At 53.0% G+C, this 14807-nt stretch carries 16 protein-coding genes and 1 tRNA gene; 8 read left to right on the top strand and 9 right to left on the bottom strand.

Going from position 1 to position 14807, the window contains the following annotated elements; all coding sequences use genetic code 11:
- Window positions 1–211: 211 nt before the first annotated feature.
- Genes IE076_RS09690 through arsH form a run of 3 tightly spaced genes read left to right on the top strand, consistent with a single transcriptional unit; the run spans window position 212 to window position 1738 of the window.
- Window positions 212–574, top strand: a complete 363-nt coding sequence (locus tag IE076_RS09690) for an ArsR/SmtB family transcription factor (protein WP_371871483.1) — start codon at window positions 212–214, stop codon at window positions 572–574.
- Window positions 575–598: 24 nt separating this feature from the next.
- On the top strand, window positions 599–1009 hold the full coding sequence (gene arsC, locus IE076_RS09685) for an arsenate reductase (glutaredoxin) (RefSeq protein ID WP_189436578.1): 411 nt from the start codon (window positions 599–601) through the stop codon (window positions 1007–1009).
- Window positions 1010–1021: 12 nt separating this feature from the next.
- Complete coding sequence (gene arsH / locus IE076_RS09680; RefSeq protein WP_189436577.1) at window positions 1022–1738, top strand: arsenical resistance protein ArsH; 717 nt, start codon at window positions 1022–1024, stop codon at window positions 1736–1738.
- Window positions 1739–1825: 87 nt separating this feature from the next.
- On the opposite strand, the gene IE076_RS09675 is transcribed toward arsH, so the two are convergent.
- Together IE076_RS09675 and IE076_RS22545 are read right to left on the bottom strand one after the other, a co-directional pair.
- Entirely contained in the window at window positions 1826–3028 is a 1203-nt protein-coding gene (locus IE076_RS09675) for an MFS transporter (RefSeq protein WP_189436576.1), read from the bottom strand.
- 176 nt (window positions 3029–3204) lie between these two features.
- Window positions 3205–3378 (bottom strand): hypothetical protein, encoded by a 174-nt coding sequence (locus tag IE076_RS22545; protein ID WP_194539860.1) that lies wholly within the window; start codon window positions 3376–3378, stop codon window positions 3205–3207.
- Between the two features lie 254 nt (window positions 3379–3632).
- On the opposite strand from IE076_RS22545, the gene pyrE reads away from it, so the two are divergent.
- Window positions 3633–4172 carry an orotate phosphoribosyltransferase gene (pyrE, locus tag IE076_RS09670; protein ID WP_189436575.1) on the top strand — a complete coding sequence of 180 codons (540 nt, stop codon included), beginning with the start codon at window positions 3633–3635 and terminating at the stop codon, window positions 4170–4172.
- Window positions 4173–4530: 358 nt separating this feature from the next.
- Window positions 4531–5400 carry a glucosamine kinase nucleotide-binding domain-containing protein gene (locus IE076_RS09665; protein WP_189436574.1) on the top strand — a complete coding sequence of 290 codons (870 nt, stop codon included), beginning with the start codon at window positions 4531–4533 and terminating at the stop codon, window positions 5398–5400.
- A gap of 97 nt (window positions 5401–5497) precedes the next feature.
- Here the strand turns inward: IE076_RS09665 and IE076_RS09660 are convergent, their stop codons facing one another.
- The 6 genes from IE076_RS09660 to IE076_RS09635 all read right to left on the bottom strand — a co-directional run bounded on the left by IE076_RS09660 (window position 5498) and on the right by IE076_RS09635 (window position 10400).
- The gene (locus tag IE076_RS09660) at window positions 5498–6091 is read right to left on the bottom strand and encodes a curlin repeat-containing protein (RefSeq protein WP_189436573.1); all 594 of its coding nucleotides are present in this window, start codon (window positions 6089–6091) and stop codon (window positions 5498–5500) included.
- Window positions 6092–6132: 41 nt separating this feature from the next.
- Window positions 6133–6648: a hypothetical protein gene (locus IE076_RS09655; RefSeq protein WP_209009003.1), complete on the bottom strand. Its 516-nt coding sequence runs from the start codon at window positions 6646–6648 to the stop codon at window positions 6133–6135.
- 117 nt (window positions 6649–6765) lie between these two features.
- A complete protein-coding gene (locus IE076_RS09650; RefSeq protein WP_189436572.1) occupies window positions 6766–8292 on the bottom strand; it encodes a curlin in 1527 nt (508 codons plus the stop codon).
- A gap of 249 nt (window positions 8293–8541) precedes the next feature.
- On the bottom strand, window positions 8542–9492 hold the full coding sequence (locus IE076_RS09645; protein ID WP_189436571.1) for a CsgG/HfaB family protein: 951 nt from the start codon (window positions 9490–9492) through the stop codon (window positions 8542–8544).
- Between the two features lie 15 nt (window positions 9493–9507).
- The gene (locus tag IE076_RS09640; protein WP_209009002.1) at window positions 9508–9978 is read right to left on the bottom strand and encodes a curli assembly protein CsgF; all 471 of its coding nucleotides are present in this window, start codon (window positions 9976–9978) and stop codon (window positions 9508–9510) included.
- 345 nt (window positions 9979–10323) lie between these two features.
- Window positions 10324–10400, bottom strand: a tRNA-Ile gene (locus tag IE076_RS09635).
- Between the two features lie 5 nt (window positions 10401–10405).
- Between IE076_RS09635 and IE076_RS09630 the strand changes: the two genes are divergently transcribed.
- The 3 genes from IE076_RS09630 (at window position 10406) to IE076_RS09620 (ending at window position 14340) form a co-directional block, all read left to right on the top strand.
- Window positions 10406–11689: an AI-2E family transporter gene (locus IE076_RS09630; RefSeq protein WP_209009001.1), complete on the top strand. Its 1284-nt coding sequence runs from the start codon at window positions 10406–10408 to the stop codon at window positions 11687–11689.
- A 125-nt stretch (window positions 11690–11814) separates the two neighbouring features.
- The gene (locus tag IE076_RS09625; RefSeq protein ID WP_189436570.1) at window positions 11815–12570 is read left to right on the top strand and encodes an SIMPL domain-containing protein; all 756 of its coding nucleotides are present in this window, start codon (window positions 11815–11817) and stop codon (window positions 12568–12570) included.
- Between the two features lie 330 nt (window positions 12571–12900).
- Complete coding sequence (locus tag IE076_RS09620) at window positions 12901–14340, top strand: MFS transporter (protein ID WP_209009000.1); 1440 nt, start codon at window positions 12901–12903, stop codon at window positions 14338–14340.
- Window positions 14341–14494: 154 nt separating this feature from the next.
- Here the strand turns inward: IE076_RS09620 and IE076_RS09615 are convergent, their stop codons facing one another.
- Complete coding sequence (locus IE076_RS09615) at window positions 14495–14758, bottom strand: hypothetical protein (RefSeq protein ID WP_189436569.1); 264 nt, start codon at window positions 14756–14758, stop codon at window positions 14495–14497.
- Window positions 14759–14807: the final 49 nt, after the last annotated feature.

The following is a 14807-nucleotide window of genomic DNA, read 5'->3' as shown; positions in this document are numbered from 1 at the left end:
GAAAAGCAGCAATAATAAGCACACCCCCATCCTGACCACCCAATGCCACCCCAAGTGGCATTGACACGACTGGAGGGAGGCATCCCCAACAATAACAAAGCCTCCCTCCTCTCTCTCCCACCAAACACCTTTCCACTCCCACTCACAGCTTTTCGCTCTCGCACTGAAGACACTCATTGCAACACTACAAGGATATTTGTAGTATTTGCTCATGACTAAGATTTCCCAGAGCGACACCGCTGCCCCGCTGCCGGAAGATGACGCCGTCGCGGCCTTTGCCGCCTTGGCAAACAAGGACAGACTGGCTGCCTTCCGCCTGATCCTGACAGCCATGCCGGAGGGCCTGCCATCTGGCCAGATCGCCAGCGAGCTGTCCATCGCCCCCACCCGCATGTCGTTCCACCTAGCAACGCTCGAACGCGCCCACCTCCTCACCGCCCAGCGAGAAGGCCGCGTGGTGCGCTACGCCATTGCCCCGCAGACCATGCGCGGCCTGCTTCGTTTCCTGACAGAAGATTGCTGCAGCGGCGATCCGACCCTGTGTCAGGGTCTCAACCCGTTTTCTTCCTGTTGACCAACACCACCGGAGATCTAAAACGTGAACCCAATCATCTATCACAACCCAAAATGCGGCACCTCCCGCAACACCCTCGCCATGCTCAAACAGGCTGGCACCGAACCGGTCGTGATTGAATACCTCAAAACCCCGCCTTCCCGCGAAACGCTGGAAAAGCTCATCAAGGACAGCGGTCTCTCCGTTCGCGAAGTACTGCGTAAAAAAGGCACTCCTTTTGAGGAGCTTGGCCTTGATGATGAAAAGTGGACCGACGATCAGCTGATCGACTTCATGCAGGAACACCCAATCCTCATGAACCGCCCGATCGTCGTCACCGACAAAGGCACCCGCCTCTGCCGCCCCTCTGACGTGCTGCTGGGAATCCTCAGCGCAGACCAGATTGGCGCATTCACCAAAGAAGACGGCGAAGTCGTCATCCCTGCAAAAACATAAGCTGCCTCCAAAATGTCCTTTGATTTGACCGACCTACCACATTTGGAAGCAGACAGCTTCCACCCGATCAACACTGATGCTTTGCGCAAAGAGAATGCACCGGACCACGCTCCACGTATCCTGCTGCTCTACGGCTCCTTGCGCAAACGCTCCTTCTCCCGCCTTGCCATTCTGGAAGCCCAGCGCATTCTGGAACAGCTTGGCGCCGAGACCCGCATCTTCAACCCGAGCGGCCTGCCACTGGCCGATGACGCTGAGCCAGACCACCCCAAGGTGCAGGAATTACGCGACCTGATGATGTGGTCCGAAGGTCAGGTCTGGTGCTCGCCAGAACGCCATGGCTCCATGACCGGCATCATGAAAACCATGATCGACTGGGTGCCCCTCTCTGTTGGTGCAGTTCGCCCAACCCAGGGCAAAACACTGGCGCTGATGCAGGTCAGCGGCGGCTCCCAAAGCTTCAACGCCGTCAACCAGATGCGCGTGCTTGGCCGCTGGATGCGCATGATCACCATCCCCAATCAGTCCTCCATGCCCAAGGCATTTCTGGAGTTTGACGGCGACGACCGCATGAAGCCGTCCTCCCTCTACGACCGCGTAGTGGATGTCATGGAAGAACTCATGAAGTTCACCCACCTCACCCGCGGGCGCACGGAGCATCTGACGGATAGATACTCCGAACGCAAAGAATCCGCCGAAGCACTCTCTGCGAGAGTGAATACGAAGTAAAACCAAAGCTCCCAGAATGTTGATCGACCGCCCGATCAACATTCTGGGTGAAGCTTGCCGACACGCTCAGTACGCTCCCAAATCTCTTCAAGCCTCTTTCTCACGGCCCAGCTCCGGTATTTCAAGCCTGTGCCCGGAGGCAAGCACTCCATGGACCAGCAGCAACACAAACCCGGCAAAACTGATCGCGAAAACAAACCAATAATAATTGGAGGCAGGCCACCACGCGATAATCAGCGCCAGCAACAACCCAAAGACTGTCCGCTGAATGTAGGTAACCGTGCTGATCACTGACAGGTAGCTACCAAAAATCGCCTCATCCACCACGCTCATGATGTAGGTGTTATAGGCAACCCGTATCGCCGACCCTGTAGCCCCAAGCCCTGCAAACAAAACAAGAATAACCAGAAAATCCGGAAACAGCGCCATCAGGAAGGTCATTGCGGTGTACAAGACTATGCAGGTTTTCATGATGGGCAATGCAATTTCTTTTCGTACACACCTGCCAGCAATAAATCCCGAAAACGCCGCCCCTATCCCGAATGCAATCGACAGTTTCGCAAGGGCTGAAACATCCAGCTGAAGAACGCTCACCATATAAACCGGATGCACAATGTTCAGCATCATGATGCAAACAAAACTCACGCTTCCGCAGATCCCAAGCATCACCAAATCGTAACGCCGCAAGATGGTCGCAAACACAACACTTGAACGCCTCGCCTGCTGCGGTCTCGATTGTTTAGAATAGGGAATAACGCCAAGCAAAAGCGCCGATAAAAACAGCAAGAAGCCGTTTAAGACAAGAACGCTTCTGAAGTCCTCGCTCTCGATGGAATAGATCATCAAAAGGCCGACGAGAACGGTTGAGGCCTGCATTTCAACTTGCATCCAGCCATTCACCTTGCCGCGTTCTTCCTCCTCAAAAACCTCTTGGATGAATGCCGTTAGAGCGTTGTAGAAGAACAAGAAAAATATCTGGGAGAGAAAATAGAACACGCTCAGACCAGCCACTTTCAGGACCGCAGAGCCATAGGCCAAAGCGCTGATCTGCAAAACTATTCCCATAGTCACAACGCAAACCATCAGGGCGAACCGCCGCGATAAGCGGTCTACCAAACGACCAGCAACCGGAGACACAAAGATCAGCACGGCTGTTGACCAACTCGCAGTAAAAGCAAGAAACTTCCCCCCGCCAACGCTATTGGCAAGCTCCCAGGGAACAATCGTAAGCGCAATTCCCATCGCAACTGAAGCAACGAGATTTGCGGCAAATAAACTAAACAATTTCATGAAGCCCCACCTGTAAAAAGCCCAGCAAAATCTATTGGGCTACCCGGCACCAAAACGCTTAAAACCAATACGGCTCCGCACGCCAAAGCCACGAGCGAACGCTCTTCTTAAAAATCACACCGAGACCTCCCATCCCCATTCAGATGCTGACGAATTTGATAAGGCCCCTATCTGCTTTACTGACTAGTCTTCCCAGGAGAAACGACGGCAATGTCATCGTCACACACCAGAGCATGAACTTTGCTCACCCGCGAACGCACAACACCTCGCCGATGCTCACAAAAAAGGCTCACCATCACGACAGGATCAGGCAGGGCAGATTCCAGCTGGCTCAGGGCGCTCTTTATCATCACAACAACCTTTCTATTGGTTTCCGATGACATCCTGTCTAGGGCTTCAAGTTAAGTTTAAGTCAAGAGCAGTTTCCGGAATTCTCTGAAGCACTTGATTTACTGAAGTCCAGCAGTATTTCGATCCGAAACGGCGAGAAAAGATGCCCCTGCTTACCGACGTTCCCTTCCGGCGCATCGAGTTCACCAAAACGTTTGCCAGTCAGCTGCCTTCGCACTAGTAATGGGCCGATTGAATTTAAAGGGGAAACCAGATGTCAGATCAGTCCATATTGTCATTGCCCGATCTCGCGCGGAGCATTACCGAGGTCGCTGCGCTTGAGGGCGAATTTGTGCTGCGCTCAGGACAGGTGTCAAACCGCTATTTCGACAAATATCGCTTTGAAGGTCTGCCTCACCTGTTGCGGCCACTCGCAAAGGCAATGAGTGATTTACTGCCACCCGAAACCGAGATTATCGCTGGCCTCGAACTGGGAGGCGTCCCCCTCGTGACCGCCCTTTCCTTGCACACCGGACTACCGGCAGCATTCGTTCGAAAAGAAGCCAAATCCTATGGCACCTGCCGGGCGATTGAGGGCCAGGACGTCGCCGGGAAAAAAATAGCCTTCATCGAGGATGTGATTTCCACCGGCGGTGCGGTCGCGGACGCCCATCAGCTTGCAATACAGGAAGGCGCCGATGTTCGCGCAGTCATCTGCGCGATCTGGCGAGGAGAAGGCAACCCCGCAATTCAAGGCGTTCCTAACCTGCCCGTTTATCCGGTTTTCACACGGGCTGATCTGGAACCTAAATAGACCCCTTATCGTTCTGCAGCAACGCCTATCCCAGATGGGCGTTGCCTGGCTGCCCGCACGCAACAAACCTGCTTCTGGTTTACAGTTCGTAGCTCACCGAGCACTTCACGTTTAGAGTAGCTTCCGCAACTCAACAAAGCACTTGGCATCCTACACCCCGCAAGCGTGCAATCCGACGCGCCCCTATGGCCAAAAAAGATAGCCCAGCATATCAAGGCCACCTCGGGCTCCCCCTGCATCCCTTACGCCAACCACTTTGGAAGTGCAGCAGCCCCGACAAAACCACCACGTCTCAACCATGCATTAAACACCTGCTGCCATACACAGGATTGGAAGCGGAAGAGAAGAGGCAAACCTCATGGATTACATTCTGGGTGTTGATGGCGGAGGCACCACATGCCGTGCAGCAATCGCAACAGCAGATGGACGTTTACTGGGCCGTGGGACAGCCGGACCAGCCAACATTTACAGCGACCCTGCCCAGAGCGTGAAATCCATTAGTTTCGCAGCAAATGAAGCGTGTAAAGACGCGGGCCTGACCGAAGAAGCCTTACAGCAAACCGTCGCCGTTCTGGGCCTTGCAGGCGCCAACGCCCACCACGATCCGGAGGGACTTGCACAAACCCTGCCCTTCGCCTCAGCGCAGATTGTCACCGACACCGTGATCGCACTGGAAGGCGCACACGGCGCTGGAGACGGTGTGATCGGCATCGTCGGAACTGGCTCCAATTTCATGGCCCGCAAAGGCGGCCAGCATTACTATCTGGGTGGCTGGGGCTTCCATTGCGGAGATCAGGGCAGCGGTGCTAAAATGGGCGAACGTGCACTGGAAGAAGCCCTGCTCGCACACGACGGCCTACGCAGACTTTGCCCGCTCACCGAGCATATCCTACGCCAGTTTGACGATGACCCGCGCAAACTCTCGGAGTTCGCTCGCAGCGCAAAGCCCAAGGACTTCGCCGAGTTCATGCCGATCATCCTCATCTACGCCCAGCAACAAAGCAGCCTTGCCCTCGACATCGTTGAGGAAGGCACCACCTACGTGGCCTCGGCCCTGCGACTCCTGAGCGATGACGGCAAACTGCCCATCGCCCTGCTTGGTGGTCTAAGTCAGGCTTACGACGCCTTTTTACCTCCAGACCTGAAGCAGTTCATTGTACCCGCCAAAAGCGATGCCCTACACGGAGCACTCGCAATGGCCGAACGCCAAAACGCCAGTAATCCGTAACTCCTGAAACCCGGAACATCCCGGCACCGCACACCATACCGTACGGCAGCACAGTCCACTGTGATCACCAACGCTGTGTCTGACTCACGAGCATGCCCTATTGCTGATCCACTCTGAGGGAGTTACCCGGAGCATAAACCGTGAGCGTATTGCCATCAGAGGTCTTCAGCCCGTTACCACGCTGGGTGTAAAGCACATAGGTGCTATCACTGATGACAGACAGCCCAGCCTCATTGTCGTTGCCGTGCTGCCACAAGGTTCCTTTGGAATCACTACCGGAAACCTCCACCGACCCTAGATTGTTATTTCCGGTCTGAAACAGGTTAGCTGTTGAATTATCGCCGGAAATCACAACTGTCGCATCATTGCCAACACCAGTGGCAGAGGGAGCAAGAAAGCTCTCACGCACCACAAGCGCGGCCACGTTGTCAGCCGCATCAAAAGCATTTTTTGACGCGCCCCAAAAATCACCAAGAGCCCATGCCCCGCGCAAGACGGTCTGCCCTACACCAGCAGCGAGAGTTTCTCCGCCTTGCAGAACAGTTGCATCGCTGTTGCTTGCAGTTTGTGAAACCTGAACCGTGTGATTGTCACCCACCTGCCGGATAAGTGCGGTATTCCCATCACCGGCAAACGCGGCCGTCTGCATCAACAAACCTGCCAGAATAAACCCGCTTGATTTTCCTATCATGTCCGTCACCCGAAAATTCGGAGCAATGAGCCCACGTACGGCTATTGCCCCTGCATAATACTTAGAGAATTCCCAGTTCCAAATTGATTGAGCAGCACCCGATTATTGTTCTCGAACGGCCCAAGCAACGCCGTGTTGCCGTGCCCATAAGTTCTGCCTATCAATGAATTGCTATATCCATACTGGATGAAACCAAAGCCATCCCCGGTTCCCTGTGCCTCGTAAAGCACCGTATCCCCGGTCCCGATAATCAGCCCCTGCCCGCCAACCGGCGAGTTTGGCACATCACTGACTGTTTTCGGTTCCACAGGAACAATCAAAGTGGCGAAACTCTCTTCTAAACCCCGAATGCTGATGGCATTCCCACCGTAACCTGTCACCTGCGGAATATCGCCGGAAACCAGCTTCGCACTCTGCCCTTCCGATAGCTGCAAACCTGCGCCCCCTTGCTGAGACTCGGAAACAGCCACTTGAGGGATGACGAGAGCATCCTGCGCATTTGCCCCACATAGAACTCCAAGCAGAGCAAAACCGCCAACGAGAAGACCAACCAACATTGCAATGCTCCGGAAGTGGAAAGATCCACTCCCATCACATCACAGTGTCTTCTATTTTCTATAGATTGAGTCAGTAAAATTGAAAAAGCCCCGGCCCGTAGGCCGGGGGAAGAAATCTTACCAGTTCGAGCCATTCAGCGTATTGAATGGAATGGAACTGTCAGTCATGATCGTTGGAAGACCAACATTGGCAGCACCCTGCGTGATGGTTGCAGTGTTGTTGTCTCCGGCTTGGATGACGTCAGCAACGTTGCTGTTACCCTTTTGACCAACGTCTGCCGTGTTGCTACTTCCGGTGATAGAAACACCCGCTATGTTAAAATCACCGATCTGCGCCACCCGAATGCGGTTATTGTTGCTTGTAGAGGAATCGTTCCTACTGCCAACGTTACCGGTGATGAGGTTACCCTCGCCGTTTTGGGTGAGGAAGATCTTGTTCTGGTCACCATAAACGTCTTCAAAGTCAATGACGTTGCCATTACCGCCTTTTTGAATGAACTGAAGGCGATTATAGCTGCCATCAACCACTCCAACATGTACGCGATTGCTATCAGTCGTCTGCAACACGTAGAACTTGTTGACGTTAGGTCCATTCAAACCATCAATACCAGCATAGTTATTGTCACCGGATTGCTTCACAGCAATATATTGGTCGTTGCCCGCTGAGTAACCGGAAAAGGCATTGCTAACACCAATCTGCTGAATGGAAACCTTTCCGTCGGCACCGGCCCCTACGTAGTCAACTGTGTTGGAAGATCCAGACTGTCGGGCACGGATCATGAAGTTGCTGCCGTCAAGTACAACATCAATATCCTGCATATCACCAGACTGGTGATACCCGGCATCATTCGCATCGCCTTCAATAACAGATTTGGTGTAGGACTGAATGGAGCTGGCATCCTGAACCAAATCAACTATGTTTCCGTCACCTCTGGATTCAAGCCAGAAGTTGTTACGCTCACCATTCTGTTTTGCCGATGTATCGTTGCCAGATCCAACCTGCGTCAGTCTTGCACCATGGGATGGTCCATCCGGCGGAACGCCATCAATATTAGCACCGTTGTAAGAGCCACGCTGAGTGATCGTAGCAGTATTCTCATCACCAGTTGCAGAAGTATTCCGCTGAATAACCCGATGAACCACGTTGGTATCACCACGCTGCGTGATATCCAGACTGTTCTGCGTCGAAGTAGCACCTGCCTGACCAGTCTGTCTCACACGCCAGACACGGTGATCAGGGGTACGATCAGAAGGAGCATCGTCCGCACGCTGGTCGATATTTGCAGTGTTGTAATCACCAGACTGCCTTACACGGCTCACCATCTGATTGTCGTCCTGCCAGATGTCAAGAACGTTACTGGCGCCATTCTGCACCATTTGACCATTCATACTGTTTGAACTGCTATTGGTACCAGCAATGTTATTGCTGCCACGCTGCATAACAGTCGCCGTATTAAGGCCACCTCCAGTGTTGGTTTGCTGAACAATCGAATTATTGTAGTCGCCGGTCTGGGTGATCGTGCCCTTATTGCCTGCACCCGCCAGGTTCACCTGGCTCAGGGAAGATGCATTACCATCTCCCGCATGTGCAGCAACAACTGAAAATGCCAATGCTGAACATGACAAAATAAGAATTTGCTTCATAATTACGAACCTTCACATATAATAGTTCGGGTGAGCAAAGGAGATTGCAACCAATCAAATTTGCTCCGTTGCGACATGAGGGTGTGTGAGTTTTAGCGAGGTCGCACACCCTCTATTACCGTTTTACGGTAACCCATATCTCTTGCCACCATTTGTCATAGTCACCTAATTTCAATGGCTTAGAAAAATTATGGCCCAAGAGAAAAACGATGGATGCTGTTCTAGAACTGCTGAACATTTTGCAACATCCTAAGATTTCTTATTCGCCCACAGGTTTGACCACGCCAGTGGAACACTCCCTTTGTAAGCACCATTATTCGATGGGGGGCGAGCCTTTTTCACCTTTACAGGCTGCGTAACCTGTGCCTTCTCAGATGTGTATTCCTGATACAAAACATTGGCTTGGGCCGGATTTTCAAAACTCCAAGCCCCAACGCGCGCACCTTCCATAACAATGGAGTAAACCGCTTTCTCAACGGCCTGCTGCACAGCAAGGGTGACCGGTTCATTTCTGGTGATGCCCGCTTCAGCTTCCAAAATTTCATCCAAAGCGATGTAGCGGAACGCACCGCCCTTCAGACCGACGGAAACAACAGACTTCTGCACCATAACGTTGGCCATGACTTCGCCCGTACGGGTGCTCACAGCACGAAGTGCAACGGTAACGTCGTCCTGCCGGTAATCTGCATTCCCGCCAATGCCCAGGTAACGAGCGCCTGCGCCGCCAGTGCGGGTGTTGCTGTCATATCCAACGATGCCGCCTTCAAACAGCACGCCCGCATAAAGCAGTGGTGGCAGCACGTTCGGGTCAACTTTCTCTTCGCCCAGATAGATCTTGCGGATCTGCGTAACGATCTGACGTTCCTTCAGGAGCGCATCCAGATTGCCCCTCTCAACCACGCGGAACCAACGCCGATCCCCCGCATCCTGCAAAGCCCGCACCAGCATGGTGTCAGCACCTTGCGTAACTGAACGGGACAGAGTCTGCACATTTTCAGAGGGTTTATACTGGCCAGTCAGGTCCTGATAACTATAGACAGCAGCATAAACCGGCTCCTTCGGAGGGGGCAGCCTCTTCAACTTACTTGCTTGGGCAGAAACCGTTGCAAGTTGAGGTCCGGGACTAAAAGCCATGCGTGTTACCGGCCCGCAAGCAGACAACGACAACGCCATGGCGATAACAATGGATTTCTTCATCATATCAATAACCTGGCATCAATTTATTGGAGTATCGGCCTGCAGAACGGGAACCGTAATATCGGTAATCGCACCTGTGCTCTCATCAATAATCTGCAGCTGAATGGAATCTGTGCCCCGCACAAAGGAAACTTTCTGGTCCCCAAAGCTGACGGTGCCGCTGTCCTTGGGATCTTCACCAAAGATCGCCTGCGAAACCTGATCAGCCAGCGCATAGATCAATCGGTTTTGCAACTGGCGCACAAACAAATCAGCAAGGCTCGTCCCGTCTCCGTCAGCCCCGCTGCCGGAGCCATAACCACCGCCACTGTTTATATCCCGCGCCGTGGCAGTTTTCTGCGCATTGGCTGTTGCAAACAGGTGCGTCGTGTTGGACGAATAACCACCAAAGCTCGGATTAATTGGCTGATAAACAAGTTGTTGTGCGTGAGAGGAGCCCACACTGAGGACACACCCCAGCATGAGCCCGAGAGCAGAATTTAGTCTCATAGAGCAACCCCTAATCTAATGAGGACTTCACGAAAAATTTCTGAGAAAGAAAGTGTCAGTTGTATCGATGTAGCTTTGGTATATTAGCTGAGCTGAATTATGTCATCTCACGACATATCAAGGTATTAGTTTCTTTTAGCAATGTAAGAACAAAGTAATTACTTTAAACTAATTTCACCTAGCGTTTATCCGATACAATATATCACCTATAAATTCATGGTGAGATAAATATCTACTCTAAACACACCCCAGAATTACGGCATGTAGAAAGAATAAGTTCACGACGTGAATGCAGATCACATCGTGAAAGCCGATATAAAAAGAAAATGAAGAAGATAGGGAAGGTGGTAGGCCCGGAGGGACTTGAACCCCCAACCAGTCCGTTATGAGCGGACGGCTCTAACCAGTTGAGCTACAGGCCCTTACCGTGGACAGGTTCTACACCATCAACTGTGGTCGAGTAAATTGTTTAAAGCAACTGGTCAGCCAGATCCTGTTGAAACTTGGGGATGTGCCTTATCCCCGCCAGATAAACAGAGGATTCATCACAAAGCTTTATAAATACCTGATTTTAAGAGACTATGTGAAGACTAACAGCCACCGGCAGCTTGACCCCTTGGAGTGCATGATGCGCCAGCCTCTCATAAATTTTACCGCCTCTTTGTTCCTTCTTGTTGTTATTGGGTGGCTACTCTTCATAGGGCGCTCCCTTCTCATCCCCCTGATTATCGCATTGGTGCTTTGGTACATTATCAACTCCATGGCCACCGCCCTGCGACATTTGCCGGTCGTCGGGGCCTATCTGCCGCGCCCACTCACGATTCTGCTGGCCTTGCTCGTGATCTTCTATGTGTTGGGCATCCTGTTCAACATTGTCTCCGTCAACCTGCAACAACTGGCGTTTGATGCGCCCACCTATCAAGGCAGGCTCGACGAGCTGCTGGTCAGACTTGCCTCATTGTTAAATATGGAAAGGCCGCTTCAGCTCGAGGATATCCTGCCCAACTTCTCGCTCAGCGCCGCTCTGAGTACTGGCGCGTCGGTTCTCACCAGTCTGGCTGGATCAAGCTCTCTGGTCTTTATCTACGTCCTCTTCATGATTTTTGAGGCCGCCACGTTTGACAAAAAACTTGCCGCCCTCTTTGAGAACTCCGACCGCGCCCAGCTCGCCTTTGCCATTCGTGGAGAGATTGGCCGCCGCATGCGTCATTATATGGGCATCAAGACGGGCGTCAGCACCCTCACCGGCTTGTTGACCTACGGCATCACCCTGTGGGCTGGCCTGCCCTACCCGGCACTGTTCGGCTTCATTGCCTTCCTGCTCAACTACATCCCGACAATCGGTTCCCTGATTGCCGTTATCTTCCCAAGCTTGCTCTCGCTGGTTTACTTCGACACCCTCACGCCCTTCGTCGCTATTACCCTTGGGCTAGGCGCCGTTCAGTTCGTTCTGGGCAATCTGGTGGAACCACGTCTGATGGGGACACAACTTAACATTTCGCCACTCGTCATAATGATCTCTTTGAGTTTTTGGGGCACATTATGGGGCGTGATTGGAATGGTGCTGTGCGTACCGTTAGTCGTGCTGGCCATTATTATCTGCGCGCAATTCCCCGCTTCGCGCCCCATTGCAATCCTGTTGTCGGGAGATGGCAACGTGGGCGATCCAATTAATTTGGATCACCCAAATCAAACCCGTGAATTGACATGAACACGCCTGAGAGCCGCCGCAATTGTAACTTCTAATTGCATTTCTTGAGATTCAACTGATCAAAAAAGACAATCAGCAACACAGATCAAGCATTGGTCAAAACACTTTTTAAACTGGAGAATTGAATGCAGAACGAACAGAAGAAATTACGTCTTCCAAGTATAAGCGCCCTCGCAGTTGCTGGCCTTGTTGCCGCCGCCCTTGTTGTTTCCAGCGGTGTCCATGCCAAAGCTGCAGAACTGTCCGGTAGGATCACAGTCTCTGGACAGGGATCTGTCAGTGTGGCGCCAGATATGGCGACGCTGGTTTCTCGCGTCATCACGCAAGGCGATGATGCTGCCTCTGCTCTTCAGCAAAACTCTGTCACCATGAACGCCATCCTGCAAGACATCGAGGAAGCGGGCATTGACAGCGATGACGTCCAGACATCCGGTTTCGATATCTCCCCGGTCTACGACAACCGCCGCCTTAACAACAACGAGCCCAGAGCCCCTGAGATCATCGGTTACCGCGTTCAAAACGGCGTCCGCATCAATCTGCAGGACATCACAAAGCTCGGCACCACATTGGACATGCTGGTCCAGAACGGCTCCAACGATGTTGGACAGATTCAGTTCGGCGTATCCAACCCTGAAGAGTTCATTGATGAGGCCCGCGAAAGCGCAGTAAAAGACGCACGCACCAAAGCAGAAGCGTATGCAACTGCAGCTGGCGTCAGCCTCGGCAAGGTTCTCAGTATTTCCGAAGCAGGGTCGACCCCGCGGCCCTACCCGGAAATGATGACGATGAGAGCTGCAAAAATGGACAGCGCCCCTCCAATTGCAGCCGGACAAGAAACCCTCTCGTCATCAGTCACAATAACCTACGAGCTTGTGCAGTAAACACGAGCCTCCAACACAAACTCTCAAACCCCGCCCCAAGCGGGGTTTTCTTTTATTGGCCCAAACCCCACAAAAATTCTGATACCAGACAGTGCGTCACTCTCCCCATTCTGATAGTCTCGCCCAACACACCCGCCTATTCTCAAACGTCATCAAGCATCCAGCCTTTCTCCTTTCTCCCGCAGCCGGCCTTCAGTTGAGTTGCGTGCGAAAAGGACCGCCCCACGAATTTTGGGACTACACAAAGCAAGCCCAACTTAATAAAAAAATACTTTACTTATCAAATATCTCGAATTAAACAAGAGATATATTTCTAATTAGGTGATACTCGTGACCATTTCCAACCCAGCTCAAACAGCCCCTTTATCACCCTTCCAAAAGCTCACCATGGATGGCCGCTGGTTGCCATCTCTCATTATGATTTTGGGTGTCGGATCGGCGAGCATGAACGGTTTCCTGTCCTCCGCGATCATGCCAGACATCATCAGAGACCTTGGCGGCCAGCAAAGGGCTTTCTGGGTGCTCAGCCTGTTTCAGATTGGGTCCATCTTGGCTGGGACGGTCACAGGCTCCCTTAAAGCGCGCATTGGAGCGCGTCCTCTCTTCATTGCCGCAGCCCTGTCTTTTCTTGCAGGCTCCTTCATCGCAGGGGTTGCCGGCTCTTTGGAGCACCTCCTGCTCGGTCGCATGTTGCAAGGTCTGGGCGAAGGTATGATCGTCTCCCTCTGCTACACGCTGATTTCAGACCTATATCCGGAAAATGCCGTTTCCTCTGTCTTTGCCCTATTATCAGGGGTCTGGGCGGTTTCCGCAGGTATTGGTCCCCTTGCTGCGGGCGCTCTGACAGAAAGTTGGTCATGGCGCGCCGTATTTTACGCCAACCTGCCCCTCTCCCTGATACTGCTCATTTTGGCGATCACAGTCATTCCTGCCACCGCCAGGCAAAAAGGCACAGGCGCCCAAAACACCGATAGAATGAGCATGTTCCCGCGCCTCGGACTGCTCGCCGTGGCCGTCCTGCTCGTCGCCTATGTGGGTGAACTGCGCAGCACGCTGCACATCTTTGCTGCCTTGGTCGTTGGGCTGACGCTGCTAATCCTCGCCGTCAAGTGGGATAAGAAAAGCGCAAGCCCCTTCATACCGCGCAGCGCATTTAAGCTCACCGGCATCCTCGGCCTCGGCATGTGGGTGACCTTGCTTCTGTCAATCTCCAGCGCGGCACGCGTTGTTTATGGCGCTGCCATGGGACAAGTGCTCTGGGGTCTTACCGTCACGCAGGCGGCTTATACAATGGCAATCGTAGCCTTTACATGGACAGCCACCGCATGGATCGTCGCCCGTGTGCAGACACCACACACCCAGACCAACCTGATCCGTCTGGGGACCTTGAGCATCACCGCTGGAATACTGCTCACTGTCCTATCCCTCTCCACGCTGTCTCTCTGGATCTTCATGCTTTCATCGGTCTTGAGCGGTGCAGGCTTTGGTATGAGCAGCCAGTTCCTGAAGAAGGCGATCATCTATGCAGAAACCGACGATGAGCGCGACAGAGCCTCCGGCTTCATCGGCCCGCTTCAATCCGCCGGCACCGCCATTGGAGCGGCGCTGGCTGGTCTTCTGGCTGGCCTCTCCGGCTTCTCCGTTCCCGGAGCCAAAGATCTGATCACACTGGAAAATGCAGCTCAAACCGGGCCTGTTGTCTTCCTCATCATGGCAGGGGTTTCGTCTCTGGCAGCTATCATGGCCTTCAAGATGCCCAAAATGCGCTGATCTCATACAGGGAGGAAGATCGATCTGCCGTAAATGTGGAGATAACCCCGGACGGGACCCGCCAAAGGCTCAGGCACACGCCGGTGCCTTAGGCGTACCACCGAAAGTGGCGGGCACCATCTTCACAAGCAAGATACGCCAAAACAATCTTGTTTCACCGCGGCAGCGGCTGTGCCGGTGGTGGTGGTGAAGGTGTCTGTGGGAAAGGCCGCTCAACTTGCCGGTCAGGCATGACATCAGTCCAGCTCATAACGCCCTGCATGCGGCTCATCATCCCAAACATCATGAGTGCTACAAGTATCACCAGCACAAGCAAGGTCGTGATAATCGAACAGGCAATCACCCATCCCTTGCCCGGTTTCCGGCGTACCTCAGTCCTCAAGCCATCCAGCTCTCGGCGAAAATCTTCCGGTTCCATCGTAAGCTCCATCAAAACACTTTGATAATTCTCGCAGAAATAGCGGAAC

It is taken from the genome of Pseudovibrio japonicus, assembly GCF_014651595.1.
In the GTDB taxonomy this organism is placed as follows: domain Bacteria; phylum Pseudomonadota; class Alphaproteobacteria; order Rhizobiales; family Stappiaceae; genus Pseudovibrio; species Pseudovibrio japonicus.
Note: the sequence above shows the minus strand (reverse complement) of the source record. Positions and strands in the feature narration are given on the sequence as shown.